Source organism: Herbiconiux dendrobii, assembly GCF_052048175.1.
In the GTDB taxonomy this organism is placed as follows: Bacteria; Actinomycetota; Actinomycetes; order Actinomycetales; family Microbacteriaceae; genus Herbiconiux.
In genome coordinates, this window is sequence record NZ_JBLZQV010000001.1 from 96,151 (window position 1) to 116,033 (window position 19,883).

General features: G+C 71.1%; 16 protein-coding genes. 11 read left to right on the forward strand and 5 right to left on the reverse strand.

The features are described from left to right. Nucleotides 1-70 precede the first annotated feature (70 nt). The 7 genes from ACN4JJ_RS00465 to ACN4JJ_RS00495 all read left to right on the forward strand — a co-directional run bounded on the left by ACN4JJ_RS00465 (nt 71) and on the right by ACN4JJ_RS00495 (nt 8,944). Entirely contained in the window at nt 71-2,275 is a 2,205-nt protein-coding gene (locus ACN4JJ_RS00465; RefSeq protein ID WP_440707937.1) for an alpha-ketoacid dehydrogenase subunit alpha/beta, read from the forward strand. Next, nucleotides 2,275-3,672 carry a dihydrolipoamide acetyltransferase family protein gene (locus ACN4JJ_RS00470; protein ID WP_440707938.1) on the forward strand — a complete coding sequence of 466 codons (1,398 nt, stop codon included), beginning with the start codon at nt 2,275-2,277 and terminating at the stop codon, nt 3,670-3,672. Before ACN4JJ_RS00465 ends, ACN4JJ_RS00470 begins: the two co-directional genes overlap by 1 nt. A gap of 135 nt (nt 3,673-3,807) precedes the next feature. Continuing rightward, a complete protein-coding gene (locus tag ACN4JJ_RS00475; protein ID WP_440707939.1) occupies nt 3,808-4,335 on the forward strand; it encodes a nuclear transport factor 2 family protein in 528 nt (175 codons plus the stop codon). Nucleotide 4,336: 1 nt separating this feature from the next. Then, nucleotides 4,337-5,932, forward strand: a complete 1,596-nt coding sequence (locus ACN4JJ_RS00480) for an FAD-binding oxidoreductase (protein ID WP_440707940.1) — start codon at nt 4,337-4,339, stop codon at nt 5,930-5,932. Beyond that, complete coding sequence (locus tag ACN4JJ_RS00485; protein ID WP_440707941.1) at nt 5,929-7,122, forward strand: zinc-binding dehydrogenase; 1,194 nt, start codon at nt 5,929-5,931, stop codon at nt 7,120-7,122. The genes ACN4JJ_RS00480 and ACN4JJ_RS00485 overlap by 4 nt, the downstream gene beginning before the upstream one ends. Further along, nucleotides 7,119-8,429 carry an acyl-CoA dehydrogenase family protein gene (locus tag ACN4JJ_RS00490; protein WP_440707942.1) on the forward strand — a complete coding sequence of 437 codons (1,311 nt, stop codon included), beginning with the start codon at nt 7,119-7,121 and terminating at the stop codon, nt 8,427-8,429. The genes ACN4JJ_RS00485 and ACN4JJ_RS00490 overlap by 4 nt, the downstream gene beginning before the upstream one ends. Continuing rightward, a complete protein-coding gene (locus tag ACN4JJ_RS00495) occupies nt 8,426-8,944 on the forward strand; it encodes a nuclear transport factor 2 family protein (RefSeq protein WP_440707943.1) in 519 nt (172 codons plus the stop codon). The genes ACN4JJ_RS00490 and ACN4JJ_RS00495 overlap by 4 nt, the downstream gene beginning before the upstream one ends. Here the strand turns inward: ACN4JJ_RS00495 and ACN4JJ_RS00500 are convergent. Continuing rightward, nucleotides 8,867-9,880: a LysR family transcriptional regulator gene (locus ACN4JJ_RS00500; protein ID WP_440707944.1), complete on the reverse strand. Its 1,014-nt coding sequence runs from the start codon at nt 9,878-9,880 to the stop codon at nt 8,867-8,869. The two genes, ACN4JJ_RS00495 and ACN4JJ_RS00500, sit on opposite strands and share 78 nt — an antisense overlap. 153 nt (nt 9,881-10,033) lie before the next feature. Here ACN4JJ_RS00500 and ACN4JJ_RS00505 point away from each other — a divergent pair, with 153 nt between their 5' ends. Then, nucleotides 10,034-10,855, forward strand: coding sequence for an SDR family oxidoreductase (locus ACN4JJ_RS00505; protein ID WP_440707945.1), 822 nt, complete (start codon nt 10,034-10,036; stop codon nt 10,853-10,855). On the opposite strand, the gene ACN4JJ_RS00510 is transcribed toward ACN4JJ_RS00505, so the two are convergent. Beyond that, nucleotides 10,842-11,447 carry a TetR/AcrR family transcriptional regulator gene (locus ACN4JJ_RS00510; protein ID WP_440707946.1) on the reverse strand — a complete coding sequence of 202 codons (606 nt, stop codon included), beginning with the start codon at nt 11,445-11,447 and terminating at the stop codon, nt 10,842-10,844. The genes ACN4JJ_RS00505 and ACN4JJ_RS00510 overlap by 14 nt on opposite strands. A 90-nt stretch (nt 11,448-11,537) precedes the next feature. On the opposite strand from ACN4JJ_RS00510, the gene ACN4JJ_RS00515 reads away from it, so the two are divergent. Both ACN4JJ_RS00515 and ACN4JJ_RS00520 read left to right on the forward strand, forming a co-directional pair. Continuing rightward, entirely contained in the window at nt 11,538-12,536 is a 999-nt protein-coding gene (locus tag ACN4JJ_RS00515; protein ID WP_440707947.1) for an NADP-dependent oxidoreductase, read from the forward strand. 116 nt (nt 12,537-12,652) lie between these two features. Next, on the forward strand, nt 12,653-14,821 hold the full coding sequence (locus ACN4JJ_RS00520; RefSeq protein WP_440707948.1) for a transglutaminase domain-containing protein: 2,169 nt from the start codon (nt 12,653-12,655) through the stop codon (nt 14,819-14,821). Here the strand turns inward: ACN4JJ_RS00520 and ACN4JJ_RS00525 are convergent. Beyond that, nucleotides 14,818-17,148: a transglycosylase domain-containing protein gene (locus ACN4JJ_RS00525; RefSeq protein ID WP_440707949.1), complete on the reverse strand. Its 2,331-nt coding sequence runs from the start codon at nt 17,146-17,148 to the stop codon at nt 14,818-14,820. The genes ACN4JJ_RS00520 and ACN4JJ_RS00525 overlap by 4 nt on opposite strands. Nucleotides 17,149-17,289: 141 nt before the next feature. Between ACN4JJ_RS00525 and ACN4JJ_RS00530 the strand changes: the two genes are divergently transcribed. Beyond that, a complete protein-coding gene (locus tag ACN4JJ_RS00530) occupies nt 17,290-17,814 on the forward strand; it encodes a mycothiol transferase (protein WP_440707950.1) in 525 nt (174 codons plus the stop codon). A 30-nt stretch (nt 17,815-17,844) separates the two neighbouring features. Here the strand turns inward: ACN4JJ_RS00530 and ACN4JJ_RS00535 are convergent, their stop codons facing one another. After that, nucleotides 17,845-18,357, reverse strand: a complete 513-nt coding sequence (locus ACN4JJ_RS00535; RefSeq protein WP_440707951.1) for an NUDIX hydrolase — start codon at nt 18,355-18,357, stop codon at nt 17,845-17,847. A 17-nt stretch (nt 18,358-18,374) separates the two neighbouring features. After that, nucleotides 18,375-19,835: an amidophosphoribosyltransferase gene (gene purF / locus ACN4JJ_RS00540; protein ID WP_440707952.1), complete on the reverse strand. Its 1,461-nt coding sequence runs from the start codon at nt 19,833-19,835 to the stop codon at nt 18,375-18,377. Between the last annotated feature and the right edge of the window lie 48 nt (nt 19,836-19,883).

Genomic DNA, 19,883 nt, shown 5'->3' on the forward strand with positions numbered 1-19,883 from the left:
GATTCAATCCCTCGTATCGTTCAGACAACGACCGGGCGCCCAGCGCGCCCCCGCGGAAGGAATGGCGAAGATGCCGAAGTTGCGTCGATTGCAGACCGGAGTCGAGTGGCAGGAGCTCACCACGACGCCCGCCGATTGGAAGGCCGCCGATCCGCAGCTCCTCGGCACGATGCTCGCCGAGCTGCACCTCATCCGGGCGTTCGAGGAGACCGTGCTCGAGCTCGCCGGTGAAGGCCTCGTGCACGGCCCGGCCCACTCCAGCATCGGCCAGGAGGGCGGCGCGGTCGGATCGATCGTGGGGCTGTCGTCGGCGGATGCCGTGAACGGCTCGCACCGCGGCCACCACCAGTTCCTCGCCAAGGCGCTCACCCACGTCTCGGGCGGCGTCATCGACCCGGCCGAGGCCGTGACCGAGCCCATCCAGGCCGTGCTGCAGCGCACGCTGGCCGAGATCCTCGGCCTGGCCCAGGGGTACTGCTCGGGCCGCGGCGGCTCGATGCACCTGCAGTGGTTCGAGGCGGGCGCGCTCGGCACCAACGCCATCGTGGGCGGCGGCGCCCCGATGGCCGCCGGCAACGCCTGGGCGCAGAAGCACTCCGGCACCGGCGACATCACCATCAACTACTTCGGCGACGGCGCCGCCCAGATCGGCTCGGTGCTCGAGTCGATGAACCTCGCGGCGGCGTGGAAGCTGCCGGTGATGTTCTTCATCGAGAACAACATGTACGCGGTCTCCACCAAGTCGGACGAGATCACCGCCGACACCCGGTTCTCGGTGCGCGGGCAGGGCTTCGGCATCCCGTCCTGGCGGGTCGACGGCATGGATCCGCTGGCCGTGCACCTGGCCATGAAGGCCGCCGAGGAGCGCATGCGTTCGGGCGAGGGCCCCGCCATCATCGAGGCCGAGGTCTACCGCTTCTTCCACCAGAACGGCCCCTACCCGGGCAGCGCCTTCGGCTACCGCCCCAAGGAGGAAGAGGGTCAGTGGAAGGCGCGCGATCCGCTGGACCGGATGGCCAAGGAGATGATGGCGCTGAAGCTCATCGACGAGGCCGGCGTCGTCTCCGTGCGCGAGCAGGCCAAGGCCGCGATGAACGCCGCGGTCGCCGAGCTCGTGGAGGCCGACCCCGACTCGGACGGCAAGCGCCGGATCATCCCCTCGCTCTGGCCCGACCCGGGCTACGTCAACGTGGGCGTGCGCGGCGACGCGAGCGAGCTCGCCGAGCTGACCGTGGCCGACCCCGCCTCGTACGAGGGCGGATGGCGCGACCTCAAGTTCGTCGACGCCGTCTCCGGCGTGATGGACCGGCGGATGGCCGAAGACCCGCGCATCGTCGTGATGGGCGAAGACGTGCACCGGCTGAACGGCGGCACGAACGGCGCCACCAAGGGCCTGGCCAAGAAGTACGGTTCGGATGCGCTCACCGACGGCCGCGTGCTCGGCACCCCGATCAGCGAGAACGCCTTCACCGGCCTCGGCGCGGGCCTGGCCCTGGACGGCCGGTTCCGCCCGGTGGTGGAGTTCATGTACCCCGACTTCATGTGGGTGGCCGCCGACCAGGTGTTCAACCAGATCGGCAAGGCGCGGCACATGTTCGGCGCCGACACCCCCGTGCCGTTCGTGCTGCGCACGAAGGTGGCGATGGGCTCGGGTTACGGCTCGCAGCACCTGATGGACCCGGCGGGCATCTTCGCCACCAGCCCCGGCTGGCGGATCGTCGCCCCGTCGAACGCCGCCGACTACGTGGGCCTGATGAACGCCGCGCTCGCACTGGAGGATCCCGTGCTCGTGATCGAGCACGTCGACCTCTACGGAACCGCCGACCGCGTGCCCGAGGGTGATCTCGACTACATCATCCCGCCCGGGCAGGCCGCGGTGCGGCGCACCGGGTCGGACGTGACCGTGATCAGCTACCTCTCCATGGTGCGCCACGCCCTCGAGGCGGTGGAGCAGACCGGCATCGACGCCGAGGTGATCGACCTGCGCTGGCTGGACCGCGCCTCGATCGACTGGGACACCATCGGGGACTCGATCAAGAAGACCAACAGCGTGCTCATCGTGGAGCAGGGCGCCCAGGGCACCTCGTACGGCGGCTGGCTCGCCGACGAGATCCAGCGCCGCTACTTCGACTGGCTCGATCAGCCGATCGAGCGGGTGCACGGAGGTGAGGCCTCGCCCAGCATCTCGAAGGTGCTGGAGCGCGCCGCCATCGCCCGCACCGAGGAGGTCGTCGCCGGCCTCGAGCGCGTGCGACTCGGATTCGGAGAGCGCTGATGTCGACCGTCATCCGGATGCCGGAGGTTCTCGCGGGAGCCGCCGAAGGCGCCATCCAGTCGTGGCTGGTGCAGGTGGGGCAGTCGGTCGTGGTGGGCGAGCCGCTCGCCGAGGTCGAGACCGAGAAGGCCACCGTGGAGTACGCCGCCGAGATCGGCGGGACACTGCTCAAGGTGCTCGTCGGCGAGGGCGTGTCGGTGAACGTGGGGGAGCCGATCGCCGTGGTCGGCGAGCCCGGGGAGAGCGTCGACGACGCTGCGGAGCCCGACGGCGGTGCGGCACCCGGGGCGGAGCCGGTGGAGGCCGGCACGTCGGTGCCGGCGGGCTCGAAGCCGGCCGACGGTGCCGAGGCGGCCGAGCCGCGCACGGCGCCCGAGCCGGAGACCGCGCCGGAGGGCGAGAGCTCGCCGGTGGCCGGGACACCGGTGGAGCTCGGCGGTGGCGCCGAGGCGGGTTCGCGGCTGTTCGCCAGCCCGATCGTGCGCCGGCTGGCGAAGGAGCGCGGGGTCGATCTCGGATCGCTGCGCGGCACCGGGCCCGGCGGGCGGATCGTGCGCGCCGACCTCGAGCGCGCGCCCGAGAGCGCTGTTCCGGCAACTTCGGGCGAGGCCGCGCCGGCACCCGCTGCGGCACCCGCCCCGGCGGCATCCGCGACCCCCGCTGCACCCTCCGCTCCGGCCGCGGCGTCGGCCCCCGCGGCCCCGGCCGCATCCGGAGCCGGCTTCACCGAGGTGCCGCACACCGGCATGCGCCGGGCCATCGCCCGACGGCTCACCGAGAGCAAGTCGACCGTGCCGCACTTCTACCTGGTGGCCGACTGCCGGGTGGACGAGCTGCTCGCCCTGCGCCGCACGGTCAACGAAGCCTCCTCGGTGAAGATCTCGGTGAACGACTTCGTGCTGAAGGCGGCCGCTGCGGCCTTCGTCGACGTGCCCGAGGCGAACGCCACCTGGACCGACACCGCGGTGCGCCGCTACGACTCCGTCGACATGTCGGTGGCCGTGGCCATCGAGGGCGGCCTGGTGACCCCCGTGCTGCGTTCGGTCGAGAAGCTCTCGCTCAGCGAGGTGGCCCGCTCGGTGGCCGACCTGGCCGGCCGTGCCCGCGAGGGCAAGCTGCGCCAGAACGAGCTGGAGGGCGGCAGCTTCGCGGTGTCGAACCTCGGCATGTACGGCGTGACCGAGTTCTCGGCCATCATCAACCCGCCGCAGTCCGCCATCCTGGCCGTGGGCGCGGCCCGTCCCGAGCCCGTGGTGCAGGACGGCGAGATCGTGGTGGGAACCGTGATGACCGTCACCCTCTCTGCCGACCACCGGGTGCTCGACGGCGCGCTAGCCGCCCAGTGGCTGGCCGCGTTCGTGAAGCGCATCGAGCAGCCGCTGTCGATCCTGATCTGACAGGCACCGTTCCCCCGATTTCCGGAGGACGTTCCGCGGAAAGGGCGTGTTGACCGCCTCGCCGACGGCTTCCTAGCGTGGTGGTGGGCGCCCGATCCGTTCGGCGCGCCCCATCACCCGCAAAGGAGCACGATGATGGCAGACCAGACCGAGGCCGCCCCGCGCACGGGACACACCGGGCCGGGCCCGGACGACCGAGTGGCGATCGACGACCTCTACAACACCTACCTCTGGGCGCTGGATACGCAGGACATCGACCTCTACGTCGGCACTTTCTGGCCGGATGCGGCGTTCAGGGAGACCCAGCTCGACGGGTTGGTGGAGACCTGGACGGGCGCCGACAGCATCCGTGCCTTCTCCGAGAGCCACTTCGGCGGCTACAGCGGCCATCAGCACCGGGAGTCGAACCGGCTGTACCTCCCCGACGAGGGCGGCAGCGCCGACCGCTGGGGCATCCGCGCGTACTGGTTCGCCAGCCATCGCGAGGCCGGCACCGGCGAGGTGACGTTCAGCTCGACCGGGCACTCCCGCGACGTCGTGGAGCGGCGCGACGGGGTGTGGCGGTTCGCGCAGCGCTGGGTGGAGCGCTGGCCGGGCGACCTGGCGCATCCGCTCGCCGCCGCCGCGTCGTCGGCCGAGTCGATGCAGCAGGCCGGGAGCTGAGGTGGGCGACGCTCCGCTGAGCCCCGAACGGATCCGGCCCGCAGCCTCGACCGAACCGGCCGAGACCTTCGCGGCGGCGGCACGACTGATCGAGCGTGCTGCCGGGATCGTCGGTGCGGCCAACGTCTCGGCGGCCGACGAGGTGGACGACTACCTCGACGCCTACGCCCTCGGCGACCGGCGCACCTTCCTGCCGGGCGGCGCGGTGCGGCCGGCCGAGGTGGAGCAGGTGCAGGCCGTGGTGCGCGCCGCCGGCGAGCTCGGGGTGCCGCTCTGGCCGATCGGCCGCGGCAAGAACCTCGGCTACGGCGGCCCCGCGCCCCGGGTGCCGGGCAGCGTCGTGATCGACCTCACCCGGATGAACCGCGTTCTCACGGTCGACGACCAGACCGCGTACGCGATCGTGGAGCCCGGGGTGAGCTTCTTCGAGCTGCACGACGAGCTGCTGCGCCGCGGGTCGCGCCTCTGGGCCTCGGTGCCCGACCTCGGCTGGGGCAGCGTCGTGGGCAACGCCCTCGAACGCGGCTACGGCTACACCGCGCACGGCGACCACCAGCAGTTCGTCTGCGGACTCGAGGTGGTGCTGCCCTCGGGCGAGCTCATCCGCACCGGCATGGGCGCGCTGCCCGGCTCCGAGGCGTGGCCGCTCTACCGCGGCGGCTTCGGCCCGGGGCTGGAGGGGCTGTTCATGCAGTCGAACCTCGGCATCGTCACCAAGATGGGCGTCTGGCTGATGCCGCGGCCCGAGCGCTTCGCCGCCTGCCGCATCGCGATCGACTCCGAAGAGGCGCTGCCGCAACTGGTCGATGCGATGCGCGAGCTCAAGCTCGACGGCACCGTCGACGGCGTGGTGAACGCCGCGAACGCGGTGGGCGTGGCGGCTGGGATGTCGCCGCGCGAGCGCTGGTTCGACGGTGATGGGGTGGTTCCGGACGACGTGGTGCGGGTGCTGGCCGACGACCTCGGCATCGGCCTCTGGAACGTCAAGTGCGCCTTCTACGGATCCGAGGCCCTGCTCGACCTCAAGGAGCGGCGACTGCGCGAGGCGATCGCCGCCATCCCCGGCAGCACGGTTGTCGTGCACCGCTACGGCGGCACCGCGAGCGCCGAGGAGGTGGAGCCGGTCGACCACTTCGCCGCGGGCATCCCGGGCATGCTGCTGGCCGAGGGCGTGCGCTGGCGCGCCAACGGGCCGGGAGGGGCGCACATCGGGCTCTGCCCGGTGTCGCCGCTCACCGGTGAGCACGTGGTGGAGGCCTCGCGCATCATGCGCACGCACATCGAGGCCGCGGGGTTCGACTACATCGGCGGCTGGCTGGGCACCGCCCGGCATGCGGTGAACGTGCTGATGATCTTCTTCGACGCCGCCGACCCGGTGGAGTCGGAGAAGGTGCGGGTGGCGTTCTCGGAGCTCGTGCCGCTGCTCGCGGCGAAGGGCTACGGCGAGTACCGGGCGCACCTGGAGTTCATGGACACGGTGGCCGCCCAGTTCTCCTGGAACGACGGCGCGCTGCTCGAGTTCGTGCGCACGCTCAAGCAGGCCGTCGATCCGCAGGGCATCCTCGCGCCCGGCAAACAGGGCATCTGGCCGCGATGACCGGCCCGGTGCGCACCCGCGCCCTGGTGGCGCGCGGCGACGGCTCGCCGCCGGAGGCGATCGAGCTCGAGCTCGACGCCCTCGGTGCGCGCGACGTGCTGGTGGAGCTGGAGGCCTCGGCCGTGTGCCGCACCGAGCTGCTGACCATCGACCGGCGGCGCGCCGATCCGGATGCCCCGGCCGTGCCGGTCGACGGCCGCCGCCGGGTGCTCGGTCACGCCGCCACCGGGCGGGTCGGCGCGGTCGGCGCCGCCGTGACCCGGTTCGCACCGGGCGACGCCGTGGTGGTGACCGGTACCCGCCAGTGCGGCGAGTGCTTCTACTGCCGGAACGGCACCCCCGGCGCCTGCGACGAGATCTTCGCCTTCGCCGAACGGCGCGTGGGGGTGGCGGCCGGCGGCGAGGTCGTGTGGAGCGACGGCGGCATCGGCACGCACGCCGAGCGGATGCTGTACGTCGAGTCGAACCTGGTGCGGATCGCCGGCCGCGCCCCAGCCGAGCACCGTGCCCTGCTCGGCTGCGGCATCCCCTCGGGCGCCGGCACCGTGCGCGACGTGGCCGTCGTGCGCGCCGGACAGTCGGTCGGCATCTCCGGTTGCGGGCACGTGGGCCTCTGGATGGTGCAGGCCGCGATTCTCACGGGGGCGAGCACTGTGATCGCGATCGACCCGCATCCGTGGCGCCGCGAGCAGGCCCGCGCGGCGGGCGCCACCCACACGCTCGCCCCGTCGGACGACATCGTCGCGCAGGTGCGCGCGCTCACCGGCGGTCGCGGCGTCGACGTGGGCCTCGAGGCCGCCGGCACCACCCTGGCCATGCGCCAGTCGTTCGACCTCACCCGCTACGGCGGCACCGTGGTGCCCACGGGCCTGGAGAGCGAGCGGGCCGAGGTGCGCCTGGACAACCTGCAGTACTCGCTCGGCTCACGCCGCATCGTCGGCTCGCAGTGCGGTGGCGGCGACGTGCGCCGCTCGGTGCCCGAGCTCGAGGCGCTGCTGGAGAGCGGGGCGCTGCGGGCCGAGGGCATCGTCACCGCCGTGCACACGCTCGACTCGGCGCCCGAGGCGTACCTCGCGCTCGAGGATCCCACTCAGCTCACCGCCGTCATCCGGCTCGCCGCCTCGGCCGTCGAGCCGCGCCCGCCGGCTCCCGCGCATCCGTCCCCGCCGCTCGAAGGAGAGAAGCCATGACCCCATCCGACACCACCCTCGCGCCCCCGCCCGCCCCCGCCGCGCCGCGGGACGACGCCGACGAGGAGCGGATCCTGGAGCGCGCCCGTTCGCTGCGCGAGCTCATCCGTTCGCAGCAGGACGAATCGGAGCGGCTCGGCCACTACCCGCCCGAGGTGCACGAGCGGATGCTCGAGCTCGGTCTGTACCACCTGCTCACGCCGCGCCGCTTCGGCGGGGCGCAGGTCTCGCTGCGCACCTGGCTGCGCACGGTGATCGAGATCTCGGCGGCCGACCCGGGAACGGGCTGGTGCTACTGCCTCGGGCACTCCCACAACATCCAGCTGGCGTCGTCGTGGCCCGAGTCGGTGCAGCAGGAGGCGTTCACCGACGCGGCCGGCTACTTCCGCTCCTCGCACAGCCTGTCGCCCGCCGGCACGGCGCGGCCGGTCGAGGGCGGATACCGCCTCTCGGGAACCTCCCGGTACCAGTCGGGCTCGCCGTACTCCACGCACGCGATCGTGTTCGTGACGGTGGAGGGCGAGACCAACGGATCGGGTGGCCCGCGCTCGGCGCAGGTGCTGCTGCCCCGCTCGTCGTACACCCGGCTCGACGACTGGGGCGGCGGGCAGGTGCTCGGCATGCGCGCCAGCGGATCCAACTCGGTGGCGTTCGACGACGTCTTCGTGCCGGCCGAGAACCTCGTCGACGCGACCTGGGCCGGCGAGGTGCCCGCGGCCGAGACCGGGGCGGCGCTGCACGGCGATCCGCTCTACATCGGCAGTGTGCAGGCCTTCCTCGGCGCCGAGCTCGCCGCCGTCACGGTCGGCGCGGCGCGGGCCGCCCTCGACGAGTGGGAGCGCCTCGCCCGGGTGCGCAAGGCGCCGCTGCCACCCTTCGTCACCCGCGATCACGATCCTTCGAGCCAGCGCATCTTCGGCGAGGCCTCGATCAAGGCCGACTCCGCCGAGGCCATCCTGATGCAGGTGGCCGACACGATCGCCGACTGGTCGGAGCGTTTCGCGACGCAGGGCGCGCCGCTCACCCGCGGCATGGACACGCGCCTGAACGGCCTCACGCTCGAGGCGGGACGCCTGGCCGCCGAGGCCGTCGACCTGCTGTTCACCTCCGCGGGCAGCTCGGAGGCCCGGCCCGGGCACCGGATGGAGCGCTACGCGCGCGACATCATGATGTACCGCACCCATGCGGCCGCCCAGTACGGGGCGTGGATGCAGGGCATCGGCGCCACGATCCTGGGCGTGCAGCGCTCGGCGTTCGACCTGCCGGATGCGCCCGCCGCCGGCAGCACCGCCGGAGGTGCGCGATGAGCGTTGTCGGCCCCGGCCCCGGCACCGGCCCGTCTCCCGCCGACCGCCACGCCATCGCCGAGGTGATCGACACCGGGCTGTGGGCGCTCGACACCCGCGACCTCGAGGTCTACCTCGCCACCTTCTGGCCGGATGCGAGCTTCAGCGAGGTCGGTCCCGACGGGGCCCTCGGCGTCTGGCAGGGCATCGACGACATCCGGCGGATGTCGGCCGCACGGGTCGGCGGTCCGACCGGCCGGCAGCACCGCCTCTCGAACACCCTGTTCACCCCGCGCGAACCGGCGGCCGGGGCATCCGAGGGCCGTCCGCCGGGAGAGGCCTGGACCGCCTGGGCCTACTGGATGACCTCGGTGCGGCATCCGGAGACCGGCGAGGTGCGCTTCGAGATGAGCGGCTACCTGCGCGACGAGCTCGAGCGGCGCGACGGCGAGTGGCGGTTACTCGGCCGGCACCTCGACGGCTGGCCCGGCGACCTGCGGCATCCGCTGCGCACCGTCGGCACCGCCGCCGGCTGAGCCGTGCTCCGAGGTGGCCGCGCGCCCCGTGGAACCCGGCCAGGCGCCCGTGGCGGCGCGGATCACGGCGCGCGCCGCCGGCGAGGGACGGATGTGCGCCGACCAGGCCAGCGTGGCGTACTCCACCGGAGCGTCGGTGCGCAGCGGGCGCACGGCCAGCGGCCGCCCCTCGTGCGTGAGGTCGCCGGCCGGCCGGTGGATGTGCAGGGTGTAGCCGAGCCCCCGCCCCACCAGCGATCGCGCCAGCTCGTAACTGGGGGAGCGGAAGCCGATCCGCGGCCGCACGCCGGCCTCGTTGAACAGCGTGCGCGAGTGGGTGGCTCCGGGCTCGGTGTCGAGCATGATCCAGGTCTCGCCGGCGAGCTCGTGCACCCCGATCTCGTCGTCGGAGGCCAGCGGATGCCCCGCCGGCAGGATGACGTTCAGCGGCAGCGGGCACAACCGCACGGCCTCGAGGTCGGTGGGCTGCCGGCGGTCCAGCGTGATGGCGAGGTCGACCTCGCCGGTGAGCAGCCGCGGCCAGAACGACTCCTCCAGGCCGATCTCCACCGACACCGCGAGCTCGGGATGCTCCTGCGCCAGTCGTTCGATGATGGGCGGCAGGATGCCCGGGGCCATCTCTTCGGCACAGCCGATGGTGACCGCGCCGCCGATCGACGACGAGCCGCCGCGGATGCTGCGTTCGAGCTCGTCGGCGTCGCCCAGCAGTTCGCGCGCCTGCCGCTGCAGCTGCCGCCCGCTCGCGGTGAGCGAGACGCCGTGGGCGCGACGGCGCACGCACAGCTGCGCGTCGAGGGTGCGCTCCAGGGCGGAGAGGCTCGCGGCCACCGCCGACTGCGAGACGTGCAGGCTCGCGGCCGCCAGCGAGATCGATCCGGAGTCGGCGATGGCGAGGAAGTACTCCAGCTGGCGCAGGCTGAGGTTGCTCGAGGCCATGCGAACTCCTTCGGTCGCGGTCCACGGATGCGGCGCCGAGGAGCATCGCATCGAGCTGCTTCCCCGGAAAAAGTGTGGAGATGACCATGGTAAACCCGCATCCACTCGTGCTGAGCTTGAGTCGCTGGTGGGCAGGACGACGGAGGGCGCCGGATGGACGTGCAGGGCAGAGTGGCCGTGATCACGGGAGGGGGCTCGGGCATCGGGCGGGCGATCGCGCTGCGGCTCGCCGAACGGGGAGCGCGGGTGGCGGTGGCCGACATCGACCTCGGAGCAGCGCAGCGCGTGGCCGCCGAGGTGGGCGGCGCGGGGTTCGTCGTCGACGTGAGCGAGCTCGCGAGCGTGACGGCGCTCGCCGAGGCCGTGCGCGAGCGGTACGGCCCGGCCGGCGTCCTGGTCAACAATGCCGGCGTGGCCTCGACGGGCCGGCTGGAGACCATGAACGACGCGGACTGGGCCTGGCTGCTCGGGGTGAACCTCCTCGGCACGATCCACGGCGTCGCGGCGTTCCTGCCCCAGCTGCGGGTGGCGGGAGGCGCCATCCTGAACACCGGGTCGATGGCCGGGCTCGCGCCGGATGCGGGCATGGGTGGGTACGGCACCACGAAGTTCGCGGTGACGGCCTACACCGAGGTGCTCGCCGACGAGCTCGCCGACGAGGGCATCGCGGTCACGCTGCTGGCGCCCGGGCCGGTGCGCACGGGCCTCGGCGCGAGCTCACGCAATCGGCCGGCGGGTTCCGCGGGTGGGCTGGTCGACGTCGACCTCGCGGCCGGTGACGGAGGCGGGCTGCCGTGGCTGGAGGCGGACGAGGTCGCCGTGATCGCGGCCGACGCGATCGCCGACGGCCGCCGGTACGCGATCACGCACCCCGACTGGAGCGACGTGGTGATCCGCCGCCACCGCGCCATCGAGCGCGCATTCGCCGAGGCCGCGATTCCTGAGTCCTCGTCGGGCCGTGTCAGCTCGGGATGATCAGGCGCACCTGATCGCGGATGTCGTCGCAGACCCGCTGCTCGGTGCTGTGCAGGTGAACCGGTGACGCGAGGCTGATGAACATGACCGCGGAGATGGTGCGGGCGAGGGTGGCCGCGTCCTCCGCGGTGAGCCGGCCGTCGCGTCGGAGGATCTCGACGTAGGCCGCGTCGACGCGCTGGATGAGTTCGAGTCCCACGGCGTGGTGGGGTTCCTCTGGGTCGCCGAACACGAGTTCCCGCAGGTAGATCCGTCCGTTGTCGATCTGCCGGCGGTTGCACTCCACGACGGGTTCGACGAGCGCCATGATCGCGTCGAGCGGCGAGGCCGCGTTCGCCGCCGCCCGGAGGCCTGCCTCGATCGCCTCGGCGTAGTGCGTGTTCTGCACGAGCAGCAGGAGTTCGGCCTTGCTACGGGCGTAGAGGAAGAGCGTGCCCGTGCCGATGTCGGCCGCATCGGCGATCTGCTGGGTCGTGACCTCGTCGACCCCGAAGCGGTCGAAGAGCTCGTCCGCGGCGGCGGTGATGCGATCGAGCTTCTGCTGCTTGTTGCGCTCGCGTCGGCCGAGCGGCGCGCTGTCGGGAGATGTCATCAGGGCTCGAGCCTACCGCGTTCTCACGGTGCAATCATTTGCGATCAACGTCAGAAGTGAGTACGCTCATAAAAAACGGGAGAAGAGACGATGAAGAGCTTCGGGATCGATCGATACAAGGGTGAGGTCCGGGAAGCGGATGCAGCCGAACCGATCGTGGGTGACCGCGATGTGCTGGTGCGGGTGGAGGCCGCCGGGGTGAACCAGCTCGACCTGAAGCTCGCGCAAGGCGAGTTCAAGGCCCTGCTCCGGTACGAGCTCCCGCTCACGCTCGGACACGACGTGGCGGGAGTCGTCGAGGCCGTCGGACCGGCGGTCACCCGCTTCGCGGTGGGCGACGAGGTCTTCGCGCGGCCGGCGGATCTCCGCATCGGCGGCTTCGCCGAACGCATCGCCATCGCCGAGGCCGACGTGGCACGGAAGCCGAGAACGGTCGGCATGATCGAGGCCGCGTCGCTGCCGCTGGTCGCTCTCACCGCGTGGCAGGCGCTGGTCGAGCGGGGCCGGGTGCAGCCCGGCCAGCGGGTGTTGATCCACGGCGGAGCGGGAGGCTTCGGGTCGATCGCGATCCAGCTCGCGAAGCACCTGGGTGCCGAGGTCGCGACGACGGCCAGCGGGTCGAACACCGGATGGCTGCGTGAGCTCGGTGCCGACGAGGTCGTCGACTACCGCTCCCAAGACTTCGAGACGGTGCTCTCGGGTGTCGATCTGGTGATCGACGGTGTGGGCGGTGACAACCTCGAGAAGTCGTTGCGGGTGCTGCGCCGTGGCGGGCTCGCGATCGGCATCGCAGGACCACCCGATCCGGCCTTCGCCCGCGCGATCGGTGTCAACCCGGCCCTCCGGATCGCCGTCGGCGGGCTGAGCGCGGGAATCCGCCGGCGGGCGCGACGACTGGGCGTGGACTACTCGTTCCTCTGGATGCGCGCCGACGGCGATCAGCTCGCCGAGGTCGCGCGCCTCGTCGACGCGGGCGCGCTGCATCCGGTGATCGGCCGCGTCTTCCCGTTCTCGGAGACCCCCGCCGCCCTCGCCGCGCTCGGCCGCGGCGGACTCCGCGGCAAGGTCGTCGTCGACGTCACCGCCTGAACCCCGTCACCACCCGACCGGCCGGACGGCGACGGGGCGAGCTTGGCGTCGCACCCGACTCTTGGCAAGCTTGACCCGAGGTCTGTTGCACACATGCAGAGGAGAGGGAGGGTCACGTGACGGGATCGAACGGGGGCGAACCGGCCGGTTGGTACACGGATCCGTGCGCCCCTGGGCCGCAGAAGAGGGCGGGCAAGCGGCGCGGCCTCCTGATCGGGCTGGTCTCCGGCGGCGTCGCGGTCGCGGCGGTGCTGGCCCTGGTGGCGACCTTCGTGGTGGTGCCGGCGTTCACCGGCGGGGGCGAGGGCACGGTCTACTCGGATCGATCCGCCCTCTACGACTTCACCGAGTCGATGCCGGATCTCGCCCGCGATCACGAGTTCGTGATCGACGTCGACTACGACCTCGAGGCCGAGAACAAGGCGCGAGCCGATGAGGGCGACCTCGATCGCGGCGGCAACGCGCCGGACTGGGCCTACCAGGTCTTCTACGACGCCGCGCTCACTAAGCCCGCGGAGTACTCCGTGTTCCAACTCGACCCGGGGGGAGACGTGACGGTGTCGGGCTCCGAGGTCGGCACGGCGAGCGGGGGCACCGAAGGCTTCATCCTCGACGAGGCCGAGTCGTCGTACGGTCAGTGGGGCCTGCACGACGAGTACTTCCTGGTGAGCCGCCTCGCCGAGGACGGCAGCGAGCGCGCCAAGCCGCTGGTGACGAAGTTCACCGTGCAGTCGCAACTCGACGCGCCCGACGTGTCGTTCGGGCCCGCGGAGGAGGACGGCACCGTCAGCCTGTCGTGGACGCCGGTCGAGGGTGCCGCCCGGTACCTCGTCATCAACCACGAGGTCACCGTCGGCGGTTCGGGCGTCTACAGCATCGTGGCCGAGGTCGACGGGACGGAGTGGTCGTCGGCCGGTGACTCCGAGTCGACCGAGGTCGCGGAGGCGCCGTTCGTGACCCGCCAGAACGTGGGCCTCCAGTCCTACAACTACCGCTCGCAGACCGAGGACGACGTGGCGGGCGGTGAGGTGCTGCCTCCGGAGGAAGCCGAGATCGTGGCCGAGACGATCGGCTTCGACGTGGGTGTGATCGCGACCGACGGCACGAGCTTCTCTCCCTTCACACCACACGACTTCACCGAGGCGACGGGATTCCTGCCCTACGAGGTGGCCGTCAACTCCACCGGTGCCCTCAAGAAGTGGGGTGCGAGCGGATACATCGAGGGCATCGAGAACGTGCAGAAGGTGCTGCCGTTCACCTCGGTCGACGGGCGGACGCGGTCGACGGTGGCATACATCGACGACAGCGCGGTGCTCGACTACGGCGACCGCTGGATCCTCCCCCTGCGCGGGCGCAACACGCAGCTGGGGGAGTGGATCCCGATCACCAAGCTCTCCACGCCCGATCCGGCCGCCGCCATCGCCCAGTTCAACGCCGAGGCCCAGGCATCGGCGCCGGCGACGGGGATGCCGCGCTTCGACGCCTTCGCGCCCCCGGAGAACACGGACTCCGAGCCCGTGAAGGAGGTGCCGCCCACGGACTACCCCGTCTACGGCAGCACGGAGTTCACGCGCTTCCTGGCCGGACACCTGATCGCACAGACGACGTCGATCGACATCTCCGACTACGTCGATGCCCCGGGAGCCCCCGATCCGTACGACGCCATAGCCGAGGCCCGGGCCCAGAACCCCTATGTGTTCAACGTGAGCTACACGGGGCTTCGCGACGGCGGAGACACGATGCTGGTGACGTACTCGTTGCCGACCGAGGAGGTCGCCGCGCTGCAGGCGAGCCTCAAGCAGCGGGTCGACGAGGTCGTGGCGGCGGTGGCGCCCGAGGGGATGAGCGACCGCGACAAAGTGATCGCGCTCAACGACTGGCTCATCTCGAACGCCGAGTACGACCACGAGGCCTTCGCCCTCCTGCAGAGCGATTCCTTCGACGGGACGCCGGTCGGCTACGAATACGCGTGGAACGCCACCGGTACCCTGCTGCAAGGCATCGGCGTGTGCGCCAGCTACTCGTACGCGTTCAACGCCCTGGCGAACGCGGCGGGCGTGCAGACCGTCGTTGTCACCGGGGACGTGCTCGCGGGCGGTTCGCACGCCTGGAACAAGGTGTCGGTCGACGGTCAGTGGCTGGCGGTCGACACGACCTGGAACGACGGTGGCGACCCGTCCGCCTACCTCATGATCCCCGACTCGGGCTTCACGGGCGACGCCGAGCGCGTGCAGAACTCGTACTGGATGATCGACTCCACCATCCCGGCCTACGCGACTCCCTAGCCGGTCGTCCCCGGGCCGGCCGCCGGTGTGGTCGTCGGGGTGGGCACGACCGGGTCGGGCACGACCGGGTCGGGCACCGGGACGGGTGCCTGGGTGGGCGCCGGAGCGGGCGTATCCGGCGTCGGCGTCGGCGTGGGGGTCGAATCGGAGTCGGACGAGCCCGACGATCCCGAGGAGTTGTCGCCGTAGCGGGTCGACGAGCCGTTCACCAGCTCCCGGTCGGGGTCGGGGAAGTCGCCGCCGCCCAGCACCTCGTCGTTCTCGGTCATCACCGACTTCCAGATGCGGTGCCGCACGGTGCTGCCCGTCCAGTCGTTGGGTTCCACCTCGGTCAGCGAGACGTTTCCGGTGACGTTGCCCACCCACACCGCGGTGGCGGCAGCCGTCGAGGCGCCCACCATCCAGGTGTCCTTCTCGTTGTCGGTGGTTCCGGTCTTGCCGATGTGCGTGATGTCGTCACCGGGGTCGGATGCCGTGGCGGTTCCGCTCTCGATCGGCCCGAGCATCGCATAGGCGAGCGTCGCCGCGATCGTCGGATCCATCGCCTGAGCGCAGTTGGCGGCCGGCGGCGTGAGCTCGCTGCCATCCGGGGCCACGATGCGGTCGATGGCCACGGGCGCGCAGTACACGCCGTTCGCGGCGATGCCGGCGTAGGCGGCGGCCATCGTCAGCGGTGCGATCTCGTTGGTGCCGAGCACCGACGAGGGCTGCGTGTCGAGGTCGTTGCCGTCGGCCCGGTGCACCCCGAGCGACTCGGCGGTCTTCTTGATGTTGCAGAGGTCGAGCTGCTGCGCCATCGCCACGAAGGCGTTGTTGACCGAGTTCGTCAGGGCGCTCTGCACGCTCATCGTGCCGGGCCGCGAACTGCCGTCGTTCGCCGGCTCCCACGAGCCGCCGAGCGTCATGCAGGAGTTCGGGAACGTGGACGTGTCCCACGTGGTCTCGTTGCCGCTCACCCTGTCCGACAGGGTGTGACCCTGCTTCAGCCACTCGGCGAGTGCGAACACCTTGTAGGTCGACCCCACCTGGAAGCCCGACGAGCCGCCGTAGTCGATGTCGGTGTTGTAGTTCACGGCGGTCACGCCCGGCGCCGAGACCGAGGAGTCGTCGCTGAAGGTCGTGTTCTGCGCCATCGCGAGGATGCGGCCGGTGCCGGGTTGCACGGTCACGATGGTCGAGCCGATCTCGATGTCCTCCATCGAGCCCGGGATGTACTCCTTCATCGTCTCGTCGGCATTGGCCTGCAGGGTCGTGTCGAGGGTGGTGTAGATCTTGTAGCCGCCCTGTTTGAAGTTCGACCAGCGGGCATCCGCGGTGTCACCGAACGTGGGGTCGTTCTTCACGATCCAGGTCACGTAGTCGCAGAAGTAGGCGGCTCCGGATGCGGCGGCCTGGCATCCGGTGGTCGGCTGCGTGATGTTCGGGGTGACCGGTGTGGCGATGGCCTCGTCGTACTGCGCCTGGGTGATCGACTTCTGCTTGAGCATCGAGGCCAGGATGTCTTCGTTGCGGCGGGCTGTGTTGTCGGCGATGTTCTCGGGCTCGTCGATCCGCAGGGCGTTCGGAGCGTTCACGGTGGCCGCCAGGCTCGCGGCCTGGGGCAGGGTGAGCTGGGCGGCGGTCACGCCGAAGTAGTATTCGGCGGCCGCCTCGATGCCGTAGACCGAGCCGCCGAAGTTGGCGATGTTGAGGTAGCCGAGCAGGATGTCCTCTTTCGAGTACTGCTTCTCCAGCGCGATGGCCAGGCGCATCTCGGTGATCTTGCGGTCGAGCGATTCGGTGGTGGCGTCGGCGTAGGCAGCATCGCGCTCGGCCTGTGTGGGCAGCTGGGTGGCCTGCTGCACCAGGATGTTGCGCACGTACTGCATCGTGATGGTCGACGCGCCGCTGGAGACGCCGCCCGAGGCCACGTTGCCGAGGGCCGCCCGCAGGGTGGAGGCGATGTCGACGCCGGAGTGCTCGTAGAAGCGCGGGTCTTCGGTCGAGACGACCGCATCCTTCACCGACTGGGAGATGTCGTCCCAGCCCACCTCCTGGCGGTTCTGGTCGAAGACGGTGGCGAGCAGGGCCGTCGACCCGTCGGCGTTGGTGGCGTAGATCTCCGACTTCTGGGCCAGCGTCGAGGGCCGGATGGAGTCGGGCAGCGTGTCGAGCACGTCAACCGTACGGCTGGCGTAGACGCCGGAGACGGCCATGGCGGGGACGGCCATGACGGTGACGAGGAGGGCGGCGGCCACGCTGAGGGCGAGGATCATGCCGACGGGGCGTTTCGTGCCGTCGATCAGGCGCTGGAACCAGGCGACGAAGCGGTGGGGACTTTCGGGCATATGCGCCAGGGTAGGGCGTCAGTTTCGGAAGTGCCTGATAGGGCCTCGTGCCTTCCCTGAGCGAGCCAGGCCGATGAGCGGCCGCCCGCGCTGTCCGGCACCGCCCTGCCGTCACCGCCCCATCGGTTCTAGGGTGAGGTGATGACCACCAGCATCGACGTTCTCGAAGACGCCTTCACCCGCATTCGCGACACGGTTCGCCGCGCCACCGGCGGGCTCACCGCCGAGCAGCTCTCGGCGAGGCTCGATCCCGAGGCGAACACGATCGCCTGGCTGGTGTGGCACCTCACCCGGGTGCAGGACGACCACGTGGCCGAGGTCGCGGGCCGCGCTCAGGTGTGGACCGAGGGCGGCTGGGAGCAGCGCTTCGGTCTGCCCTTCGCTCCGGATGCCACGGGGTACGGCCAGTCGCCGGCCGAGGTCGCGCAGGTGGCCGGCCCGGGCGTCACCGCCGAGTCACTCGTGGGCTACCACGAGGCCGTCTACGCGGCCACGCTCGCCTACCTGCGCTCGCTCGGCGAGGGCCGGGCGGCGCTCGCCGAGGTCGTCGACGAGAACTGGGATCCGCCCGTGACCCTCGCCGTGCGCCTGGTGAGCGTCATCTCCGACGACCTGCAGCACGCCGGCCAGGCCGCCTTCGTGCGCGGAGTCGTCGAGCGTGCCTGAGGCCGCCGCTCGCCATTCTCGGATCGCGGCTCAGAACTCGAAGCGGGCCTCGGGGGTGCCGGCGAGGCACTGGCGCAGGCGCGCCGTCATCTCGGCCGACATCTCCGGCAGCGCGTCGAGCGCGAACCAGCGGGCCTCGGTGTTCTCGCCGTCGGCGGGATAGGGCTCGCCCGAGACGTAGCGGAACAGGAACGCGATGTCGATGTACTGCGAGCGGTCGCCGTTGGGGTAGACGATCTCGGGGATGGTGTGCACCCAGGTCAGCCGCACGGGTTCGGCCACGACGGCGGCCTCCTCGAGCACCTCGCGCGCGGCCGCGACGGCGGGCTCCTCGCCCGGGTCGATGATGCCGGTCACCGGGGTCCAGGCGCCGTTGTCGGCGCGGCGCACGAGCAGCACCTCCTGCTCGGCGGACGAACCGGCCGCGCCCGCTGCAGCCGCATCCGGGGCGTCGCGCAGCACCACCGCGGTGATGCCGGTCAGCCAGAGCGGGGCATGCCCGATCTTCTCGCGCAGGGCCAGAACGAAGTCGGGAGTCGCCATGCCCCGAGCCTATTGGGTCAGGAGAGCTGGTTCGCCTCGACCCAGGAGAGGTATTCGGGTGTGACCGTTCCGGTGATGTAGTCGCCCGTGAAGCAGCTCATCTCGAGGTCGTGCACGTCGGGCGAGCCCTGGGTGATCGCCGCGCGCATGTCTTCGACCTCCTGGTAGATCAGGTGGTCGGCTCCGATGGCCGCCGCGATCTCGGGGATCTTGCGGTCGTGCGCCACCAGCTCGTGCCGCGACGGCATGTTGATGCCGTACACGTGCGGGTACCGCACCGGGGGAGCGGCCGAGGCGAAAGTCACCTTGTTGGCGCCGGCCTGCCGGGCCATGTCCACGATCTCCTTCGAGGTCGTGCCGCGCACGATCGAGTCGTCGACGATCAGGATGTTCTTGCCCTTGAACTCGCTCGACATCGCGTTCAGCTTCTGCCGCACCGACTTCTTGCGGGCGGCCTGCCCGGGCATGATGAACGTGCGGCCCACGTAGCGGTTCTTGTAGAAACCCTCGCGGTACTCGACGCCGAGCTTCTGCGCCACCTGCATCGCGGCCGGCCGCGAGGAGTCGGGGATGGGCATGACCACGTCGATGTCGCCCATCGGCGTGTAGCGCGCCACCGTGTCGGCGAGGTAGTCGCCGAGCCGCAGGCGCGCCTCGTACACCGAGATGCCGGAGAGCACCGAGTCGGGGCGGGCGAGGTACACGTACTCGAACGAGCACGGCACCAGCCGGGCGTTCGGCGCGCACTGCTTGGTGATCATCTCGCCGTCGAGCGTGATGAACACGGCCTCGCCCGGAGCGACGTCGCGCACGATGTCGTAGCCGAGGCTCTCCATCACGAGCGACTCCGAGGCGACGACGTACTCCATCTGCCCGCTCTCCAGCAGGCGGCCGCCGATGGTGAGGGGACGGATGCCGAACGGGTCGCGGAACGCGAGCAGTCCGTGCCCGGCGATCATCGCGATGGTGGCGTACGAGCCCTCGACGCGCTCGTGCACGCGCGAGACGGCGGTGAAGATCTGCTCGGGGTCGAGCGAGAGGCCGGTGATCTGCGACTGCAGCTCGTTGGCGAAGACGTTCAGCAGCACCTCGGTGTCGGAGCTCGTGTTGAGGTGCCGGCGGTCGATGTTGTAGAGCTCGCCGGTGAGCTCACGCGTGTTCGTGAGGTTGCCGTTGTGCACGAGGATGATGCCGTAGGGCGCGTTCACGTAGAACGGCTGCGCCTCCTGCTCCTGCGAGGCGTTGCCCTGCGTGGCGTAGCGCACGTGCCCGAGGCCCATGGTGCCGAGCAGCGAACGCATGTCGCGGGTTCGGAAGGCCTCGCGCACCTGGCCCTTGGCCTTCACGATATGGAAGATGCTGCCCTCGGCCGTCGCGATGCCGGTCGAGTCCTGACCCCGGTGCTGCAGCAGCAGAAGGGAGTCGTAGACGAGTTGGTTGACGGGCTCAGACGAAACGATGCCCACGATGCCGCACATTGCATCGATTCTATCCTGTGCGAGAGGTCCCTCGGTCGGCGGACACCG

What these genes read in the sequence shown, in the direction of transcription:
- ACN4JJ_RS00510 (WP_440707946.1), bottom strand. Translation starts at nt 11,447, where the DNA reads ATGACATCTCCCGACAGCGCGCCGCTCGGCCGACGCGAGCGCAACAAG.
- ACN4JJ_RS00475 (WP_440707939.1), top strand. Translation starts at nt 3,808, where the DNA reads ATGGCAGACCAGACCGAGGCCGCCCCGCGCACGGGACACACCGGGCCG.
- ACN4JJ_RS00500 (WP_440707944.1), bottom strand. Translation starts at nt 9,880, where the DNA reads ATGGCCTCGAGCAACCTCAGCCTGCGCCAGCTGGAGTACTTCCTCGCC.
- ACN4JJ_RS00465 (WP_440707937.1), top strand. Translation starts at nt 71, where the DNA reads ATGCCGAAGTTGCGTCGATTGCAGACCGGAGTCGAGTGGCAGGAGCTC.
- ACN4JJ_RS00535 (WP_440707951.1), bottom strand. Translation starts at nt 18,357, where the DNA reads ATGGCGACTCCCGACTTCGTTCTGGCCCTGCGCGAGAAGATCGGGCAT.
- ACN4JJ_RS00515 (WP_440707947.1), top strand. Translation starts at nt 11,538, where the DNA reads ATGAAGAGCTTCGGGATCGATCGATACAAGGGTGAGGTCCGGGAAGCG.
- ACN4JJ_RS00530 (WP_440707950.1), top strand. Translation starts at nt 17,290, where the DNA reads ATGACCACCAGCATCGACGTTCTCGAAGACGCCTTCACCCGCATTCGC.
- ACN4JJ_RS00490 (WP_440707942.1), top strand. Translation starts at nt 7,119, where the DNA reads ATGACCCCATCCGACACCACCCTCGCGCCCCCGCCCGCCCCCGCCGCG.
- ACN4JJ_RS00470 (WP_440707938.1), top strand. Translation starts at nt 2,275, where the DNA reads ATGTCGACCGTCATCCGGATGCCGGAGGTTCTCGCGGGAGCCGCCGAA.
- ACN4JJ_RS00505 (WP_440707945.1), top strand. Translation starts at nt 10,034, where the DNA reads ATGGACGTGCAGGGCAGAGTGGCCGTGATCACGGGAGGGGGCTCGGGC.
- ACN4JJ_RS00525 (WP_440707949.1), bottom strand. Translation starts at nt 17,148, where the DNA reads ATGCCCGAAAGTCCCCACCGCTTCGTCGCCTGGTTCCAGCGCCTGATC.
- purF (WP_440707952.1), bottom strand. Translation starts at nt 19,835, where the DNA reads ATGTGCGGCATCGTGGGCATCGTTTCGTCTGAGCCCGTCAACCAACTC.
- ACN4JJ_RS00495 (WP_440707943.1), top strand. Translation starts at nt 8,426, where the DNA reads ATGAGCGTTGTCGGCCCCGGCCCCGGCACCGGCCCGTCTCCCGCCGAC.
- ACN4JJ_RS00485 (WP_440707941.1), top strand. Translation starts at nt 5,929, where the DNA reads ATGACCGGCCCGGTGCGCACCCGCGCCCTGGTGGCGCGCGGCGACGGC.